This is a genomic window from Streptomyces pyxinicus (assembly GCF_024753135.1).
GTDB classification, from domain to species: Bacteria; Actinomycetota; Actinomycetes; order Streptomycetales; family Streptomycetaceae; genus Streptomyces; species Streptomyces pyxinicus.
Map to the genome: position 1 here is coordinate 13,673 of NZ_JANUGP010000017.1, position 15,075 is coordinate 28,747.

The window sequence follows — 15,075 nt, forward strand, 5'->3', positions numbered from 1 at the left end:
GCATCCCCGGCGGACTCGGTCCGCCGGGGAAGTCGTAGGGCTGTCACAACTCTACCGTCTCAAGGGGACGTTGGGTCCGGGACGGGCCTCGGGTCCGGGTCCCGGCCGGCGTCCGCCGGGTCCTCCTCGCCGGTCTCCCGGTCGCCGAACGGCCACACCTTCTCCAGCCGGGCCCAGACCAGGAAGGCCGCGCAGCCGAGGGCGAGCCAGGCGAGGGACCACTCGACGGGGTGGCGGCCCGGGGAGTTCCGGTCCGCGTAGCCGTAGATCACGCACCAGCCGGCGAAGGCCACCACGCTCGGCAGCGGGTAGAGCCACATCCGGTAGGGGCGGGGCAGCTCCGGGCGGCGCCCGCGCAGCACGGTCAGGGCGACGATCTGGGCGAGGGCCTGCACGATGACCATCACCGTGGTGAGCAGCTGGATCAGCGTGGCGAGGTCGGTGTGACGGCCGATCAGGAAGCCCCCGGCGGTGAGCACGCCCATGGTCGCGAGTCCCAGCGTGGGGAAGCGGTGCCGGGGGTGCAGCCTGGCGTAGGGGCGGAAGAAGACCCGGTCGCGGGCGGCGTCGTAGGGCACCCGGGAGCCGCCCAGGAGCCCGGCGAAGACCGAGGCGAAGGCGGTGACCAGGATCAGTACGGTCACGACGTCGGCCGCGCCCCGGCCCCAGGTCCGCTCCAGTACCGCGGCGGCCACCGAGGTGGAGGCGATGTCGTGCGGGTCGGTCATCCGGTGCCAGTCGACCACGCCGAGTGTGCCGATCTGGAGCAGCAGGTAGATCGCCATGATGCCGAGGATGGAGAGGAGGATGGAGCGCGGCAGGGTGCGGCCGGGGTCCTTGATCTCGGCGCCCAGGTAGGCGGTGGTGTTGTAGCCGAGGTAGTCGTAGATGCCGATGGTCAGGCCCGCGGCGAAGCCCGGCCAGAAGTGGCCGCCGGTCAGGTCGAAGGCGTGCGCCGGATAGGTGAAGGCCAGGTCCGGGTGGAAGTGGGAGGCCGCGGCGGCGATCACCAGGACCACGGAGGCGATCATCACGGTCCACATGACGGCGGTGATGCGGGCGATGTGCTCGATGCCGCGCCAGAGCAGGAGCACCACCAGGGCGATGACTCCGAGCCCGGCCAGGTCGCCCGCCGTGCTCCCGAGGCCCGGTGCCAGATAGCCGAGGTACAGGACGAAGCCGACCACGCCCGTGGACATGATCAGCGGGATGAACAGCATCGCCGTCCACACGAACAGGAACGGCATCAGACGGCCGGTGCGGTACCGGAAGGCCTGGCGCAGATAGACGTAGCTGCCCCCGGAACCGGGCATCGCGGCGCCGAGTTCGGCCCAGACCAGGCCGTCGGCGAGGGCCAGGACGGCGCCCGCGACGAACCCGACGACCGCCTGCGGGCCGCCGAACGCGGCGACCATCAGCGGGATCGTCACGAACGGACCGATGCCGCACATCTGGCTCATGTTGATCGCCGTCGCCTGGAACAGGCCGATACGGCGGACGAAGCCACCCGGGGGTGGCGGGCTACCGGACATGGGGACTCCTGACGCGGCGGGCACCCGGCGGCACTCAGCGGGTCGACTGGCCGATAAAGTTAAGGACCCTTACCAAGGTCGTCAAGCAGGTGCGACGCGTGGACGAGAATGGTGCGATGCCCGCAGGTGATGTCATCGAGCAGCCGGACCGGCCCTGGAACCGGGGCCTGCTGCGCCGTACCAACGAGCGCCTGCTGCTGGACCGGCTGCGCGCCCTCGGCACCGCCTCGCGTGCCCAACTGGCCCGTGAGACCGGCCTGTCGAAGCCGACCGTGTCCACCGCGCTGGCCTCGCTGGCGGCGGCCGGGCTGGTCCACGAGGTCGGCACCCTGACTCCGGAGCGCGGCCGCACCGCCGTGCTGTACGCCCCCGACCCGGCCGCCGGGTACGTGCTCGGGGTGGACATCGGCCGCACCTGGCTGCGGGTCGCGGTGGTCGATCTGGACGGGGCGGTGGCCGCCCGGGCCGACGTCCGCAACCGCGCCCGTACCTCCACCGCACTGGCCGGCCTGGTGGTGGACACCGCCCGCCGGGTGATCGCCGACGCGGCGCTGGACCCGGCGGCGGTGGTGCACGGGGTGGTCGGGACGCCGGGCGTGTACGACCCGGCGCGGCGGCGGGTGCGGTACGCGGCGCACCTGCCCGGCTGGGGGCGCGCGGGGATCGTCGACCGGCTGGGCGAGGAACTGGGAATGCCGCTTGAAGTGCACAACGACGCGAACCTGGCGGCGCTCGGCGAGTACACCTACGGCGCGGGCGCGGGCAGCCGGCTGTTGGCGTACCTCCTCATAGGCACCGGTCTCGGGATGGGCGTGGTCGCCGAGGGGCGGCTGTGCACGGGGGCGCACGGGCTGGCCGGGGAGATCGGCTTCCTGCCGTGGCCGGGCGGGCCGAAGCCGGAGCGGCTGGAGGACGCGGTGTCCGGGGTGGCCGTGGTGGCGGCCGCGCGGCGGTTCGGGATGAGCGGGCGGCTGACGGCGAAGGCGGTGTTCGACGCGGCCCGGCTGGGCGTTCCGGCGGCGGTGCGCGCGGTGGAGCTGGAGGCCGAGCGGGTCGCGTACACGGTCGCCGCGGCGGCGGCCGTGCTGGACCCGGACCTGATCGTGCTGGGCGGCGGGGTCGGCCAGGGCGTCGACCTGCTGCTGGGCCCGGTGCGGGAGCACTTGCGCGCCCTGACCCCGCTGCGCCCCCGGATCGCGCCGAGCCGGCTGGGCGAGGACGCGGTGCTGCTGGGCGCGGTGGCCACGGCGCTGGACACCGCGCGGGACCTGGTGTTCGAACACCGGACGGCCGGAACCTGACGCCTGCCGGGGCCCGCGATCCGTGCCCCGGCCGGGTTCGTTGACACGCCCTCGACCGCGCTCTAGCGTGAACCGAATTTGTAAAGTTTCCTAACTTTACCCGGCTGGAGACCTCGTGTTCCCTCGCCCCGCGCCCGGACGCCGGTACCCCACCACCGCCCTGGCCCTCGTCCTGCTCGGCGCACTGACCCCCGCCGCCTGGGCGTCCGGCCCCCGGCCGCGTGCCGAGGTCACCCCCATCCCCTCGGCCGCCGGGACGAGCACCCCGCTGACCGGCTGGGCCGTCCAGTCCTCGGCGAAGGTGGCCGACCCGGCGGCGGCCGTCTCCTCCCCCGGCTACGCGGCGGCCGGCTGGCATCCGGCGGGCCCGCGCTCGACGGTGCTGGCCGCGCTGCTCGCCGACGGGGTCTACGCCGACCCGTTCCACTCCACGAACCAGCGGAAGATCGACCGGGCCGACTTCCAGGTGCCGTGGTGGTTCCGGTCCGACTTCACCGTCACGGACACCGGCCGGCGCACCTCCCTCGACTTCAGCGGTGTGGTGTCCGCCGCCGACGTCTACGTCAACGGCCGCCGGGTGGCGCCCGCCGCGCAGGTCACCGGCGCGTACACGCACCACGAGTTGGACGTCACCCCGCTGGTCCGCGCGGGTACCAACACGGTCGCCTTCCGGGTGCGGCCCAACGACCCGAACAGGCATCTGACGATGGGCTGGCTGGACTGGCTCCAGCCGCCGCCGGACCAGAACATGGGCCTGGTCCGGGACGTCCTGGTGCGCCGGGGCGGCCCGGTCGCGCTGCGCGACGCCCACGTGGTCACCGACCTGGCCGTGCCCTCCCTGGCCACCGCCGACCTGACGGTGCGGGCCGAGGCCCGCAACGACACCGCCGCGCCGGTGACGACGGAGGTCTCCGGCCGCCTGGGCGGCGCCCGCTTCACCCGGACCGTCTCCCTCGCCCCGCACCAGAGGAGGACCGTCACCTTCTCCCCCGCCGACGTGCCGGCCCTGCGCCTCACCCACCCCGCCGTGTGGTGGCCGGCCGGCATGGGCGGACAGCCGCTGTACGACCTGGACCTGACCGCCACCGTGGCCGGCCGCACCTCGGACACCGCGCACCAGAGGTTCGGCATCCGGGACGTCCGCGCCCCGCTGAACGGCGACGGCGCCCGCCAGTACCGGATCAACGGCCGCGACCTGCTGATCCGGGGCGGCGGCTGGTCACCGGACGAGTTCCTGCGCTGGGACCGCCGCTACGTCGAGGACCGGCTGCGGTACGCCGTCGACCTGGGCCTGAACACGATCCGGCTGGAAGGCCACCTGGAGCCGGACGAGTTCTTCGACCTGGCCGACCGGTACGGCGTGCTCACGCTGCCCGGCTGGGAGTGCTGCGACAAGTGGGAGGGCGACGTCAACCCGGACGGGTCCGGGGAGAAGTGGACGGACGCCGACCACGCCGTGGCGAAGGCGTCCATGGCCGCCGAGGCCGCCCGGCTGCGCGGCCACCCGAGCGTGCTCTCCTTCCTGATCGGCAGCGACGCCGCGCCGAACGCCCGGATCGAGAAGGACTACCTGGACGCGCTGCGGGCCGCCGACTGGCCCGCCCCCGTGGTCCCCGCCGCATCCGACGCGTCCTCCCCCGCGCTCGGCGCCTCGGGCATGAAGATGACCGGCCCCTACGACTGGGTGCCCCCGGCCTACTGGTACGCCAAACGCGAGGGCGGCGCCACCGGCTTCAACTCCGAGACCAGCGCGGGCCCGAGCATCCCCACTCTGGACACCCTGCGCCGGATGATGACCCCGGCCGAACTGGACACCCTCTGGAAGGACCCCCGGGCGAAGCAGTACCACCGCTCACCGTCGGCCACCTTCCGCACCCTGGAGATCTACGACAAGGCGCTCGCCGCCCGCTACGGCACCCCGACGGGCCTCACCGACTACGTGCGCAAGGCCCAGCTGGCCCAGTACGAGAGCGTCCGCGCCCAGTTCGAGGCGTACCGGCGCAACGCCCGGGACGCCGACAGGCCGGCGACCGGTGTGATCCACTGGATGTTCAACAGCGGCTGGACGTCCCTGCACTGGCAGCTGACGGACCGCTACCTCGACCAGAACGGCGCCTACTTCGGCGCGAAGAAGGCGAACGAGCCGCTGCACGCGCAGTACGCGTACGACACCCGCTCGGTCGTGGTGCTCAACGACCGCCCGGCGCCCGCGCGGGGCCTCACGGTGCGGGCCACCCTCTACGACCCCGACGGCACCGAACGCTACGACCGCAGCGTCACCGGCCTCGCGGTGGGCGGTTCCGGGGCGCACGGCACGGCGTTCACGCTGCCGTCCTCGGTGCCGGGCTCGGCGCGCACCCACCTGCTGCGTCTGGTGCTCTCGGACCGGGACGGCACGGAGCTGAGCCGGAACGTGTACTGGCTCTCGACGGCGCCGGACGTCCTCGACTGGGAGCACACCACCTGGTACCACACCCCGACCACGCGCTACGCCGACCTCGGGGCGCTCGGCGCGATGGCCGAGGTCCCGGTGGCGGCGACGGCGGCCACCCGCTCCGTGGGCGGCACCTCGACCACGACGGTGACGCTGCGGACCACCGGGAGCGGCCGGACGCCGGCGCTGATGACGGACGTCCACCTGGTCGACGCGCAGGGCCGGCCGGTGCTGCCGGTGCGCTGGTCGGACAACGAAATCGGCCTGTGGCCGGGCGAGTCGGTCACGCTGCGGGCCACCTACCGCACGGCCGACCTGCGGGGTTCGGCGCCGCGCGTGCGGGTCTCGGGGTGGAACACCCCGGAGCGGACGCTGCCGGCGGGCTGACCGCACGGGCGGGGGCGGGCGCGGCGCCCGCCCCCGCCGGCCCCGCTCAGGAGACGGTGAGCGCGGTGTCGTCCAGGACGAACGACGTCTGGAGCGTGGAGCCCTCGGTGCCGGTGAACCGGATCGTGACCGTCTGGCCCGCGTAGCTCGCCAGGTCGAACGTGCGCTGCGTGTAGCCGCTCGCCGCGTTCAGGTTGGAGTAGGTCGCGAGCGTCGACAGCACGGTGCCGCCGCTGTTCAGGACCTGCGCCTTGAGGGTGTCGTACGCCGTCGTGGTGGTGGTCTCGGCGGTGTCGACGTGCAGGTGGAAGCTGAGCTTGGCGCTGGTGCAGCCGGCCGGGACGGTCACCGTCTGGGCGAGGGTGTCGGTGCGGGCCGAGCCGTAGCCGTCCAGCCAGGCCTTGTAGGACCCGGTGCGGGCGGCCTCGCCGCTGTCGTCGGTGATGACACCGCTGGAGCCGGTCCAGGACGCGGCGCCGGACTCGAAGCCGGGGTTGGCGAGAAGCTGGCCGGCCGCGCAGGTGCCGCCACCGCCACCGCCTCCGGTGGTGCCCGCACCGGCGAGCCACGCGGTGGCGTTGAGGGCGAGGGGCGCGTTGGTGGCGCCCGAGTCGTTCCAGCCGTCGTAGAGGGTGTTGCCGGACTGGCCGGTGCCGTCGTCGATCGGGGAGCTGTCGCCCCAGAACGCGACCCGGCCGCTGCCGAAGGTGCTGGTGGCGAAGAAGGCGCCGGTGTTGCCGGAGTAACCGTCGCGGTAGACCAGGCCCTTGACCGAGGAGTTGTCGGCGGGCTTGAGGGTGGCCGTCGTACCGTCGGCGATCAGGCTCTTGGTGACCGTGCCGAAGGAGCCGTGCAGCACCGGGTTGGAGCTGTCGCTGATCGCCGCCGGGTAGCCGGACTTGACGTCGAGCGTGTCGATGGAGAAGCCGAACGGGTCGGTGGAGTCGACGCTGTTGTTCGTCATCAGGTCGTTGAGGACCTCGACCGCGTCCTCGCCGTCGTTGTCGCGGTCGGCTCCGGTGTGGTCGGAGATCATGAACAGACCGCCGCCGTTCTTCACGAAGGTCATGATGGCGGTCTTCTCGGCCGTCGTGAACGCCTTGTTGGGTTCGGGCAGGACCAGGGTGTCGAAGTTCGACAGGTCGGTCGCGGACGAGCCGCCGTAGCTCAGGGCGGAGCCCGAGGGCTGGGTCTTCAGGCTGTAGCCGCCGGCCTTCTGGAGGGCGACGCCCCAGGAGGACAGGGCGCCGGTCCAGTCGGTCTCGGCGTTCGGGGTGGCGTCCTGGCCGAGCGGGTCGGGCTGGCTGGTGGAGATGACCCAGTCGGCGTTCCCGGCCGTCTCGGCGTGGGCGTTGTCGAACAGGACGCGGTGCGTGGTCGCGGCGTGGGCGGGGGTGCTCGTGCCTGCCTGGACGGCGGCTGCGGCGAGGAGCAGACCGCAGCCGGCCAGGGCGGTGGTGAGCGTGCGGCGGGATCTCCTGGATCCGGGCATCCGGCGAACCTCCATGAGGGGTGGGGAGAGGGCGGTGCGGCGCCAAATCTGCGCGCGTAGACCCGGGTTGAGGGTTCTACACGCGTCGAACCGTTGAAAGGTACAGGGGATGGCGGGGTGGTGAACAGAAAGTCCCGGCAAGGAACGGGGACCGTGCTGGCCGGCGTCGCGGCGCTAGGACCGGTCCCGGATGGGCCGGTACTGACGTGCCGTCACCTCATATACATATACGGCGTGGTGGTGCTCAGCGCGTGGAAGCCGAGGCGGCCCAGGACGGGTCGGCTCATGGGTGACGCGTCGACCTGGAGGTAGCGGTAGCCGCGGGCGGCGGCGACCCGGGCCCGGTGGGCGACCAGGGCGCGGTACACGCCCCGGCCCCGCCAGGCCTCGATGGTGCCGCCGCCCCACAGCCCGGCGAACCGGGCGCCGGGGAGCAGTTCCATCCGGGCCGCGCTGACCGGTTCGCCGCCGGCCAGCGCGACCACGGCGACGACCGTGGCCGGCGCGGACGCGAGGAGGCCGAGCAGGCGGTGCCGCAGCGCGGTGCCGTCGGTCCCGAACACCGTCTCGTGCACGTGCGTGAACAGGTCGACGCCGGCCCGGTCGGTGACCGGCACCAGCCGGACGCCCTCGGGCACGGCGGCGTCCAGGGGGAGTTCGGCGACCTCGCCGGCCAGCAGCGTCTCCTCGGGTCCGGCGCGGAAACCGGCGGCGGTGAGCCGGTTCCCGAGATCCGCCGGGAGGTCGTGGCCGTACAGCTTCCACTCGAAGTCCCGGCCCAGACCGGTGAAGTGCTCGATCTGCTCCGCGATCGCCCCCTCCGCACCCGCCGCGTCCAGTCCCGACCACAGCACGCCGTTCCAGCCGTGCCCGTCCGCGACCTGCCGTACCACGGCACCGGCCCGCTCGATCCGGGCACCGGGGCCGTCGGGGCGGGCGCCCTCGCGCATGTCCCGGTCGTAGAGCGCGAGTACCGCCGTGTGATCCATACGCCCACCTCAGCAGGCCGGCGCGGCGGGCGGCAACCGGATTGCCGCGGGCCGGGGCCGTCCGGCTCGGCGGGACCACGCGTCCGGCGAGCAGGGCGCGACGCCCACAGGGCCGAACCGTCCGGAAGCCGATTGTCGGGCGAGCGCGGCGCGTGGTCTCATCTCGGCATGAGCAGAGCCGCGGACGTCATCGTGCTGGCCCCTTACTGCGACGACGTGATGGAACCGCTGACCCGGGAGGCGCCCGGGCGCAGCTGGCGGGGGCGGTTCGAACCGGTGCGGGGGCAGGACGGCGGCTTCGGCTACGGCTGGGCGATCGAGTTCGATGCTTCGGCCTCTCGATGCTGCACGACGGCAGGCTGGTCGAAGTGCCGCTGCCGCGCACCGAGCGGTTCCACCAGCCTGCACCGCCGGGCGAGCAGGGTCCGCCGGAACCCGGACTGCTGCTGCGCACCGACCTGCGCCGGCAGCTGCCCGACCAGACCCCCGCGGAGCTCCGGGACCCCCGCCGGCCTGGTGAGGCACCGTCTCCGTCGGGGCGTCGCGCTGCGCATGGCGAGTTTCGCCTCGCAGCCGCGCCGCCCCCTGCTCAGCCGAGTTCGAGTGTCGTGACGCCGAACACGCGTTCCCGGGCGTGCGGGCGGACGGGGCCCGTGTACATGCGGGCCGTCTCGAACGAGGGCTGGAAGCCGGCCTGTTCGGCGAGGGCGACGGCGGCCGTGTGGGGCTCGGGGACGTCGATGGCGATCTGTTCGCCGGCGAACTCGGCGGCGAGGGCGGTGAACAGGGCCCGGGCGTCGTCGGCGGTGTCCGCGAAGAGGGGGCCGATGCGCGGGCCGTCGTGGCCGGGGCGGACGACCCCGTAGCCGGTGAGACGTCCGCCGTTTTGGCGCAGGCAGGCGCGGTGCCCGGGGCCGGCGAGCCACTCGGCGAGGAAGCGGGGGCGGTCGGCGGGCTGGCAGGCGCTGTCGTAGGCGGTGATGGCGGCCAGGTCGGCGAGCCCCGCGCGGCGTACGCCCGGGGCGGGCTCCGCCGCGGGGGCGGTGCCGGTGAACCGGACGGTGCGGTAGGCGAGTTCGAAGCCGGACTGCCGGTAGTTGTCCTGCTGGGCGACGACGCCGTCCAGGCCGACGGTGCGGCCCTCGGCGTGGGCGAGGGCGGTCTTCCAGGTGGTGAGCCCGTGGCCGTGGCCGCGCAGGTCGGGGCGGACCAGGTAGCAGCCGAGGAAGGCGTAGTCGGGGCCGTAGGTGACGACCGAGATCGCCGACACCGGCTCCCCGTCGATCCGGCCGAGGAAGAAGCCGTCGGGGTCCTGGGCGAAGAACGCCGGCCCGTCGGACAGCCCGGGGTTCCAGCCCTCCGCCGCCGCCCATGCGCTGATCACCGGCCAGTCGGCGAGGGTGGCCTGCGTGACGACGAGGTCGTGGGGGGCCGCTGAGGTCATCGGTGCGCTCCGCTTCGGTCGGGTTCGGGCCGTGCCGTCCCGCATCCTTCCGGATCGGGGCGGCCTCGCGCCATGGCGTGATCGGCCGCTTCGTGGCCGGACGGCGGTCGGGCCCCCCGGTGTCCCCTACCGGGCCGGCGGCCGGTGGAGCACACGGGGGCCGAGTCAGCGGGTGCGGCCGGGGGCGGAAGCGGCGGTACAGCACCGTGCCGGTGAGCAGGAGCGCGGCGCTGCCGGCAACGGCCGGGGCTGTCCAGTCCGCGCCGGTGTGGGCCGGCGAGGACGCCACCGGCCGGGGCGCCGTCCGCTGCGGTACCGGGTGGTGGCGGACCGGGGCCGTCGGCTCGGGCGGGCGCGGCCTCGGGGTGCGGGGCTGTGCGCCGGGGCCGTTGACCGAGGTGTTGCCGGTGGCCGGGTTGCCGATGCCGACCACGTCGACGCTGTTGCCGCTGATGTTCACCGGGAGGTGCACGGGGAGCTGGACGCCGTTGCCGGACAGCACACCCGGCGAGCCCTTGGCACCGCCGTGCGCGGACGCGCCGGTGGCCGAGGCGGCGCCGGACGTGCCGGTGGCCGCCTTGGCCGGGCCGCCGGCGTTGGCGCAGCGGTTGCCGGCCGCCGGGTCGAGCAGCGCGACGACGTTCACGGTGTCGCCGCACGCGTTGACCGGCACGTGCCCGGGAGCTGGACGCCGTTGCCGGAGACCAGTCCGGGCGAGCCGGCCGCCGTGCCGGCGGCCGCGGCACCGTCGGCCGCGAAGGCGGCGGACACCGGGAGCGCCACGGTCATCGCGCCGGACGCGGCGACGACGGCGATCACACCGTCGCGGGTAGCGCGTCTCATGGGTTTCCTGCCTTCCGGACTTCGTCGCGAGCGGTCACCCGCTGTTCTGGAAACGGGGGTGAACCGATCAGAGTTCTGGCTGATCGGTCTTTCACCCCATCGAGTGGCAGGTTGATCGAACCTCATGGAAAGCCGCTCAATGATCGGCGAGTGAAGGCGCCTGACCGTACGCCCGCTCGCCGGGAGGCGGGGCGCCCGGGGCCCGCTTAGGGTGACCGCAAGGGCGCCGGTCCCGGTCCATGGCGGGCGCCCCCCGGGAGGCATCGATGCTGGCCAAGCTGTCCTCGCGGCCCGCCGTGCGACGCTGCGCGGGTACCGGAGCCCTGACCCTGGCGCTGCTCGGCGCGGGGCTGCCCGCGGCCGCCGACGGCCGGCCGGGCCCGGACCTGTCCCGCTTCTACCGGCAGAAGGTGAGCTGGGCGGCCTGCGACGGCGCGGACATGCCGAAGGACCTCCAGTGCGCCAAGGTCACGGTCCCGCTCGACTACGGCCGCCCGCGCGCCGGCACCCTGGACCTGGCGCTGGCCCGGTACCGCGCGACGGGTCACTCGCGCGGCTCGGTGCTGCTGAACTTCGGCGGCCCCGGCGGCGCGGGGGTCGGCGAGCTGGCGTCCGAGGGCCGGCAGTTCATGGACCTGACCAACGGCTACGACGTGGTCACCTTCGACCCGCGCGGCGTCGGCCGCTCCTCCCCCGTGAGCTGCGGCGACACCGGCGACGAGGCGTCGTCGGTGTCCAACGAGAACGCCGACCTGACGCATCCGCAGGCGCTGCTGAAGGAGCTGAAACGGTCCGCCGGCCAGTGCGCCCGCAACTCCGGGCCGGTACTGCCCCACATAGGCACCGTGAACGCCTCCCGGGACCTGGACGTCATCCGCCAGGCGCTCGGCGACAGGAAGCTCAACTACCTGGGCTTCTCCTACGGGACCCGGCTCGGCGCGGTGTACGCGGCGCAGTTCCCGGACAAGGTCGGCCGGATGGCCCTGGACGGCGTGGACACGCTGACCGAGCCGCTGTCGGAGCAGGGCATCGCGGGCGCCCAGGGGCAGCAGACCGCGCTGGACGACTTCCTGGACTGGTGCACGCAGGACGTCGCGTGTCCGTTCGGGCGGGACCGGCGGGCGGCCGGGAGCGAGGTGCTGCGCGTCGTCCGGTCGCTCGACGCGGACCCGGTGCCCACCGACTTCGGGGTCACCTTCTCCGGCCAGGACCTGGTGGGTGCCATCGGGCAGGCCTTGTACAGCCGGGAGCTGTGGCCGTCGTTGCAGCGGGCGCTGGGCTCGCTGGTCGAGGACGGCGACGCCCGCGGGGTGCTGAACTTCGCCTCCGGCGGCGTCGGGCTCCCCCGCGACGGGCGGCGCGGGGGCGGCCATCTGGTGGGTCCCGACGAGGTGCCGATGGACAACCTGTCGGCCGCGCTGATGGCGATCAACTGCGCGGACGACCCCGACCGGCCCACCGCGACCCGGATCGCGAAGGACCTGAAGGACCTGCGGTCCGCCTACGAGCAGGCCTCGCCGGTCTTCGGCCGCTACCGGCTCACCCAGCTCCTGATGTGCTACGGCCGCCCCAAGGGCACGGACTACATCCGGAAGCGGGTCAAGGACGTGGACACCGCGCGGATGCTGCTCGTGGGCACGCGCGGCGACCCGGCGACGCCGTACCGGTGGACGGTGGAGACCGCCGCGCGGCTCGGCTCGTCGGCGGTGGTGCTGGACAACAAGGGCGACGGGCACACCGGTTACTCCTCCTCCACGTGTGTGCACCGCGAGGTCAACGACTTCCTGCTGTACGGCTCGCTGCCCGCGAGCGGCAGTTCCTGCCCGGCGGACGGGCACGACTGGGGCGGCAGCGCGGCCGTCTCCGGCTGAGCGCGACCGTCTCCGGCTGAGCGGGGCCGGGAGGGGACGGCACGCGAGGTGTGACGTCCGGCTCGTCGGGCAGGCGGCCCACCACGACTTTCGTACCCGAGCACGACAGGGAGTACCCACCATGCGCGTCCGCGCCGCACTCGCCGTACCCGCCGCCTCGGCCGCCGCCGCTGCCCTGCTGCTGACGGCCCCGCAGAGCCAGGCCGCCACCGGGCGGGCCGCGACCCCGCACTGCGCCGAGAAGGCGCTGACCGTGAAGGCGAAGGCGGTGGCCGGCCGGACGACGGTGGTGCGCTTCAACGTCACCAACCACGGCTCGCGCGCCTGCCTGGTGGACCGGGTGCCCACGGTGACCTTCGGGAACCTGGACGGGGCGGCGCTGCCGAAGCCCGCGGGCGGCACCGGCGGCTACCGGCTCGCGGCGGGCGCCACCGCCCACGCGGACGTCCGCACCATCGCCGACCCGGCGGACCGGGAGGCCCGCCGGACCGGGTCGCTGACCGTGGCCGCGTCGAGCGCGCACGCGGGCCGTACCTTCACCGCCGCCCGGCTCGGCACCGGCAAGCGGGTCCTGGTGTGGGAGCCGGTGACGACGTGGTGGCAGCGCTCCGCGGCGGCCGCGGACCGGGCCATCGGTCTCTAGGGCCTCCCGGAGAAGCGGGTCAGCCGAGGGCCAGCTCCGGCTGGTAGAGGTCCAGCCAGCGGGCGAGGTCGAGGGCGCGTTCCAGGCCGCGCCGGGCCGCGTGGCTGCTGACCGGTCCGTCCTGCTCGGCCGCCTTGCGCAGCCGGTCCCGGTCCACGAGGTCGAAGACCCGGTGGGAGGGGCCGGCGAGCAGGTCTCTGGCCTGGTCCCGCAGGGCGCGGGCGTAACGCGGGTCCTGGGTGGAGGGGTAGGGGCTCTTGACCCGGTCGTAGACCGAGCGCGGCAGGACGTCGGCGGTGGCCTCGCGCAGCAGGCTCTTCTCCCGGCCGTCGAAGGACTTCAGCGCCCAGGGGGCGTTGTAGACGTACTCGACCAGCCGGTGGTCGCAGAACGGCACCCGGACCTCCAGGCCGACGGCCATGCTCATGCGGTCCTTGCGGTCGAGCAGGATGCGCACGAACCGGGTCAGGTGCAGGTGGCTCATGCGCCGCATGCGGTACTCGAAGTCGCTCTCGCCGTCCAGCCGGTCGACGCCCGCGGCGGCGGTGCGATAGCCGTCGGCGACGTAGCCGCCGAGGTCCAGGGAGGCGGTGAGGTCGGGGCGCAGCAGCTCGGTGTCGTCGCCGAAGTGGCGGCCGAAGCGCACCAGCCAGGGGAAGGTGTCGGCCCGGCGGGCCTCCTCGTCGAAGAACTGGAGGTAGCCGCCGAAGACCTCGTCGGCGGACTCGCCGGACAGGGCCACCGTGGACTGGTCGCGGATGGCGCGGAACAGCAGCAGGAGCGAGGCGTCCAGGTCGCCGAAGCCGGCCGGCAGGTCGCGGGCGCGGATCACCCGGTCCCGCACGGCGGGGTCGGCGAGGGACTGGGCGTCGAGCACGATGTCCTGGTGGTCGGTGGCGGCGAGCCGGGCGACGTCGTGCACGAAGGGGGTGTCGGGGGTGGCGCGCAGTTCGTCGGCGACGAAGTTGTCCGTCTGGCCGACGAAGTCGACGGCGAAGCTGCGGACCCTCTCGCCCTGTTCGGCCAGTTGCCGGGCGGCGAGCGCGGTCATGGCGGAGGAGTCGAGGCCGCCGGAGAGCAGGGTGCAGCGCGGGACGTCGGCGACCAGCTGGCGGCGCACGATGTCGTCGAGCAGCGAGCGGACGGTGGCGATGGTGGTGTCGCGGTCGTCGGTGTGCGGGCGGGTCTCCAGGCGCCAGTAGACGCGGGTGGTGAGGCCGGAGCGGTCCACGGTGACGACGGTGCCGGGCTCGACCTCGCGCAGGCCGTCCCAGATACCGTGGCCGGGCGTCTTGACCATGACGAACAGCTCGCGCAGGCCGTCCAGGGTGATCCGGTGGCGGGCCAGCGGGTTGGCGAGGATCGCCTTGGGCTCGGAGCCGAACAGGACGCCGTCGGGGGTCGGGGAGTAGTAGAACGGCTTGATGCCCATGCGGTCGCGGATCATCACGAGCCTGTCGTGGCGGCCGTCCCAGACGGCGAAGGCGTACATGCCGTTGAGGCGTTCGGCGATGTGCTCGCCCCATTCGAGGTAGCCGTGCAGCACGACCTCGGTGTCGGAGTCGGTGCCGAACCGGTGGCCACGGCCTTCGAGTTCGCGGCGCAGCTCGGTGAAGTTGTACGCCTCGCCGGAGTAGACCAGGGCGACGGCTCCCTCGGGGGTGGTGAGGGACATCGGCTGGCGTCCGCCCGGAAGGTCGATGATGGCGAGCCTGCGGTGTCCCAGGGCGGCCGGGCCCTCGGCCCACACCCCGCGGTCGTCCGGGCCCCGGCAGGCCATCGTCTCGGTCATCGCGTGCAAGGTGGCGCCCGCCGCGGCCAGGTCGCGGTCGAAGGAGACCCATCCGGTGATGCCGCACATGCGTTACCTCCTGCCTCCGGTCCGCCGGGACCCCGCGCCCACCTGTGCCTTCCGGGCGGGAAACGCTCCGACGGCAAACCAGTTGTAACGAGCACCTATATGACGAGCGTCCGCCCGGACACGGGAGCGGTCAACGCGGCCGTAACGTGGCCGACACGTCCGGACTCCCGGATCCAGCCGCGTTTTGCCCGCGCGAGACACGGCGGGCCGAGGACAGCGGGCCGACGGCGCCGGGAACCGGCCACGCGCAAAAACTTCTCCAAACGCCCGTCGCCCCG

The 15,075-nt window shown here is 73.8% G+C and carries 9 protein-coding genes and 1 pseudogene; 4 read left to right on the forward strand and 6 right to left on the reverse strand.

Annotation, left to right across the window (positions count from 1 at the left end; all coding sequences use genetic code 11):
• Positions 1–59: 59 nt before the first annotated feature.
• Complete coding sequence (locus NX794_RS21500; protein ID WP_258780288.1) at positions 60–1,532, reverse strand: APC family permease; 1,473 nt, start codon at positions 1,530–1,532, stop codon at positions 60–62.
• A gap of 116 nt (positions 1,533–1,648) precedes the next feature.
• Here NX794_RS21500 and NX794_RS21505 point away from each other — a divergent pair, with 116 nt between their 5' ends.
• Both NX794_RS21505 and NX794_RS21510 read left to right on the forward strand, forming a co-directional pair.
• Positions 1,649–2,833: an ROK family protein gene (locus tag NX794_RS21505; RefSeq protein WP_258780289.1), complete on the forward strand. Its 1,185-nt coding sequence runs from the start codon at positions 1,649–1,651 to the stop codon at positions 2,831–2,833.
• 115 nt (positions 2,834–2,948) lie between these two features.
• Positions 2,949–5,654, forward strand: a complete 2,706-nt coding sequence (locus NX794_RS21510) for a glycoside hydrolase family 2 protein (RefSeq protein ID WP_258780290.1) — start codon at positions 2,949–2,951, stop codon at positions 5,652–5,654.
• Positions 5,655–5,700: 46 nt separating this feature from the next.
• Here NX794_RS21510 and NX794_RS21515 read toward each other — a convergent pair whose 3' ends face one another.
• The 4 genes and pseudogenes from NX794_RS21515 to NX794_RS35920 form a co-directional block, all read right to left on the reverse strand.
• Positions 5,701–7,146, reverse strand: a complete 1,446-nt coding sequence (locus tag NX794_RS21515; protein WP_258780291.1) for a hydrolase — start codon at positions 7,144–7,146, stop codon at positions 5,701–5,703.
• A gap of 212 nt (positions 7,147–7,358) precedes the next feature.
• Positions 7,359–8,135: a GNAT family N-acetyltransferase gene (locus NX794_RS21520; RefSeq protein ID WP_258780292.1), complete on the reverse strand. Its 777-nt coding sequence runs from the start codon at positions 8,133–8,135 to the stop codon at positions 7,359–7,361.
• A 589-nt stretch (positions 8,136–8,724) separates the two neighbouring features.
• On the reverse strand, positions 8,725–9,579 hold the full coding sequence (locus NX794_RS21525; protein ID WP_258780293.1) for a GNAT family N-acetyltransferase: 855 nt from the start codon (positions 9,577–9,579) through the stop codon (positions 8,725–8,727).
• A gap of 181 nt (positions 9,580–9,760) precedes the next feature.
• Positions 9,761–10,422, reverse strand: a pseudogene (locus tag NX794_RS35920) (chaplin); the annotation flags it as partial.
• 266 nt (positions 10,423–10,688) lie between these two features.
• Between NX794_RS35920 and NX794_RS21540 the strand changes: the two are divergent.
• Both NX794_RS21540 and NX794_RS21545 read left to right on the forward strand, forming a co-directional pair.
• Positions 10,689–12,293: an alpha/beta hydrolase gene (locus NX794_RS21540; protein WP_258780294.1), complete on the forward strand. Its 1,605-nt coding sequence runs from the start codon at positions 10,689–10,691 to the stop codon at positions 12,291–12,293.
• Between the two features lie 121 nt (positions 12,294–12,414).
• Positions 12,415–12,936: a DUF4232 domain-containing protein gene (locus NX794_RS21545; RefSeq protein ID WP_258780296.1), complete on the forward strand. Its 522-nt coding sequence runs from the start codon at positions 12,415–12,417 to the stop codon at positions 12,934–12,936.
• 19 nt (positions 12,937–12,955) lie between these two features.
• On the opposite strand, the gene asnB is transcribed toward NX794_RS21545, so the two are convergent.
• Positions 12,956–14,797, reverse strand: a complete 1,842-nt coding sequence (gene asnB, locus NX794_RS21550; RefSeq protein ID WP_258780297.1) for an asparagine synthase (glutamine-hydrolyzing) — start codon at positions 14,795–14,797, stop codon at positions 12,956–12,958.
• Positions 14,798–15,075: the final 278 nt, after the last annotated feature.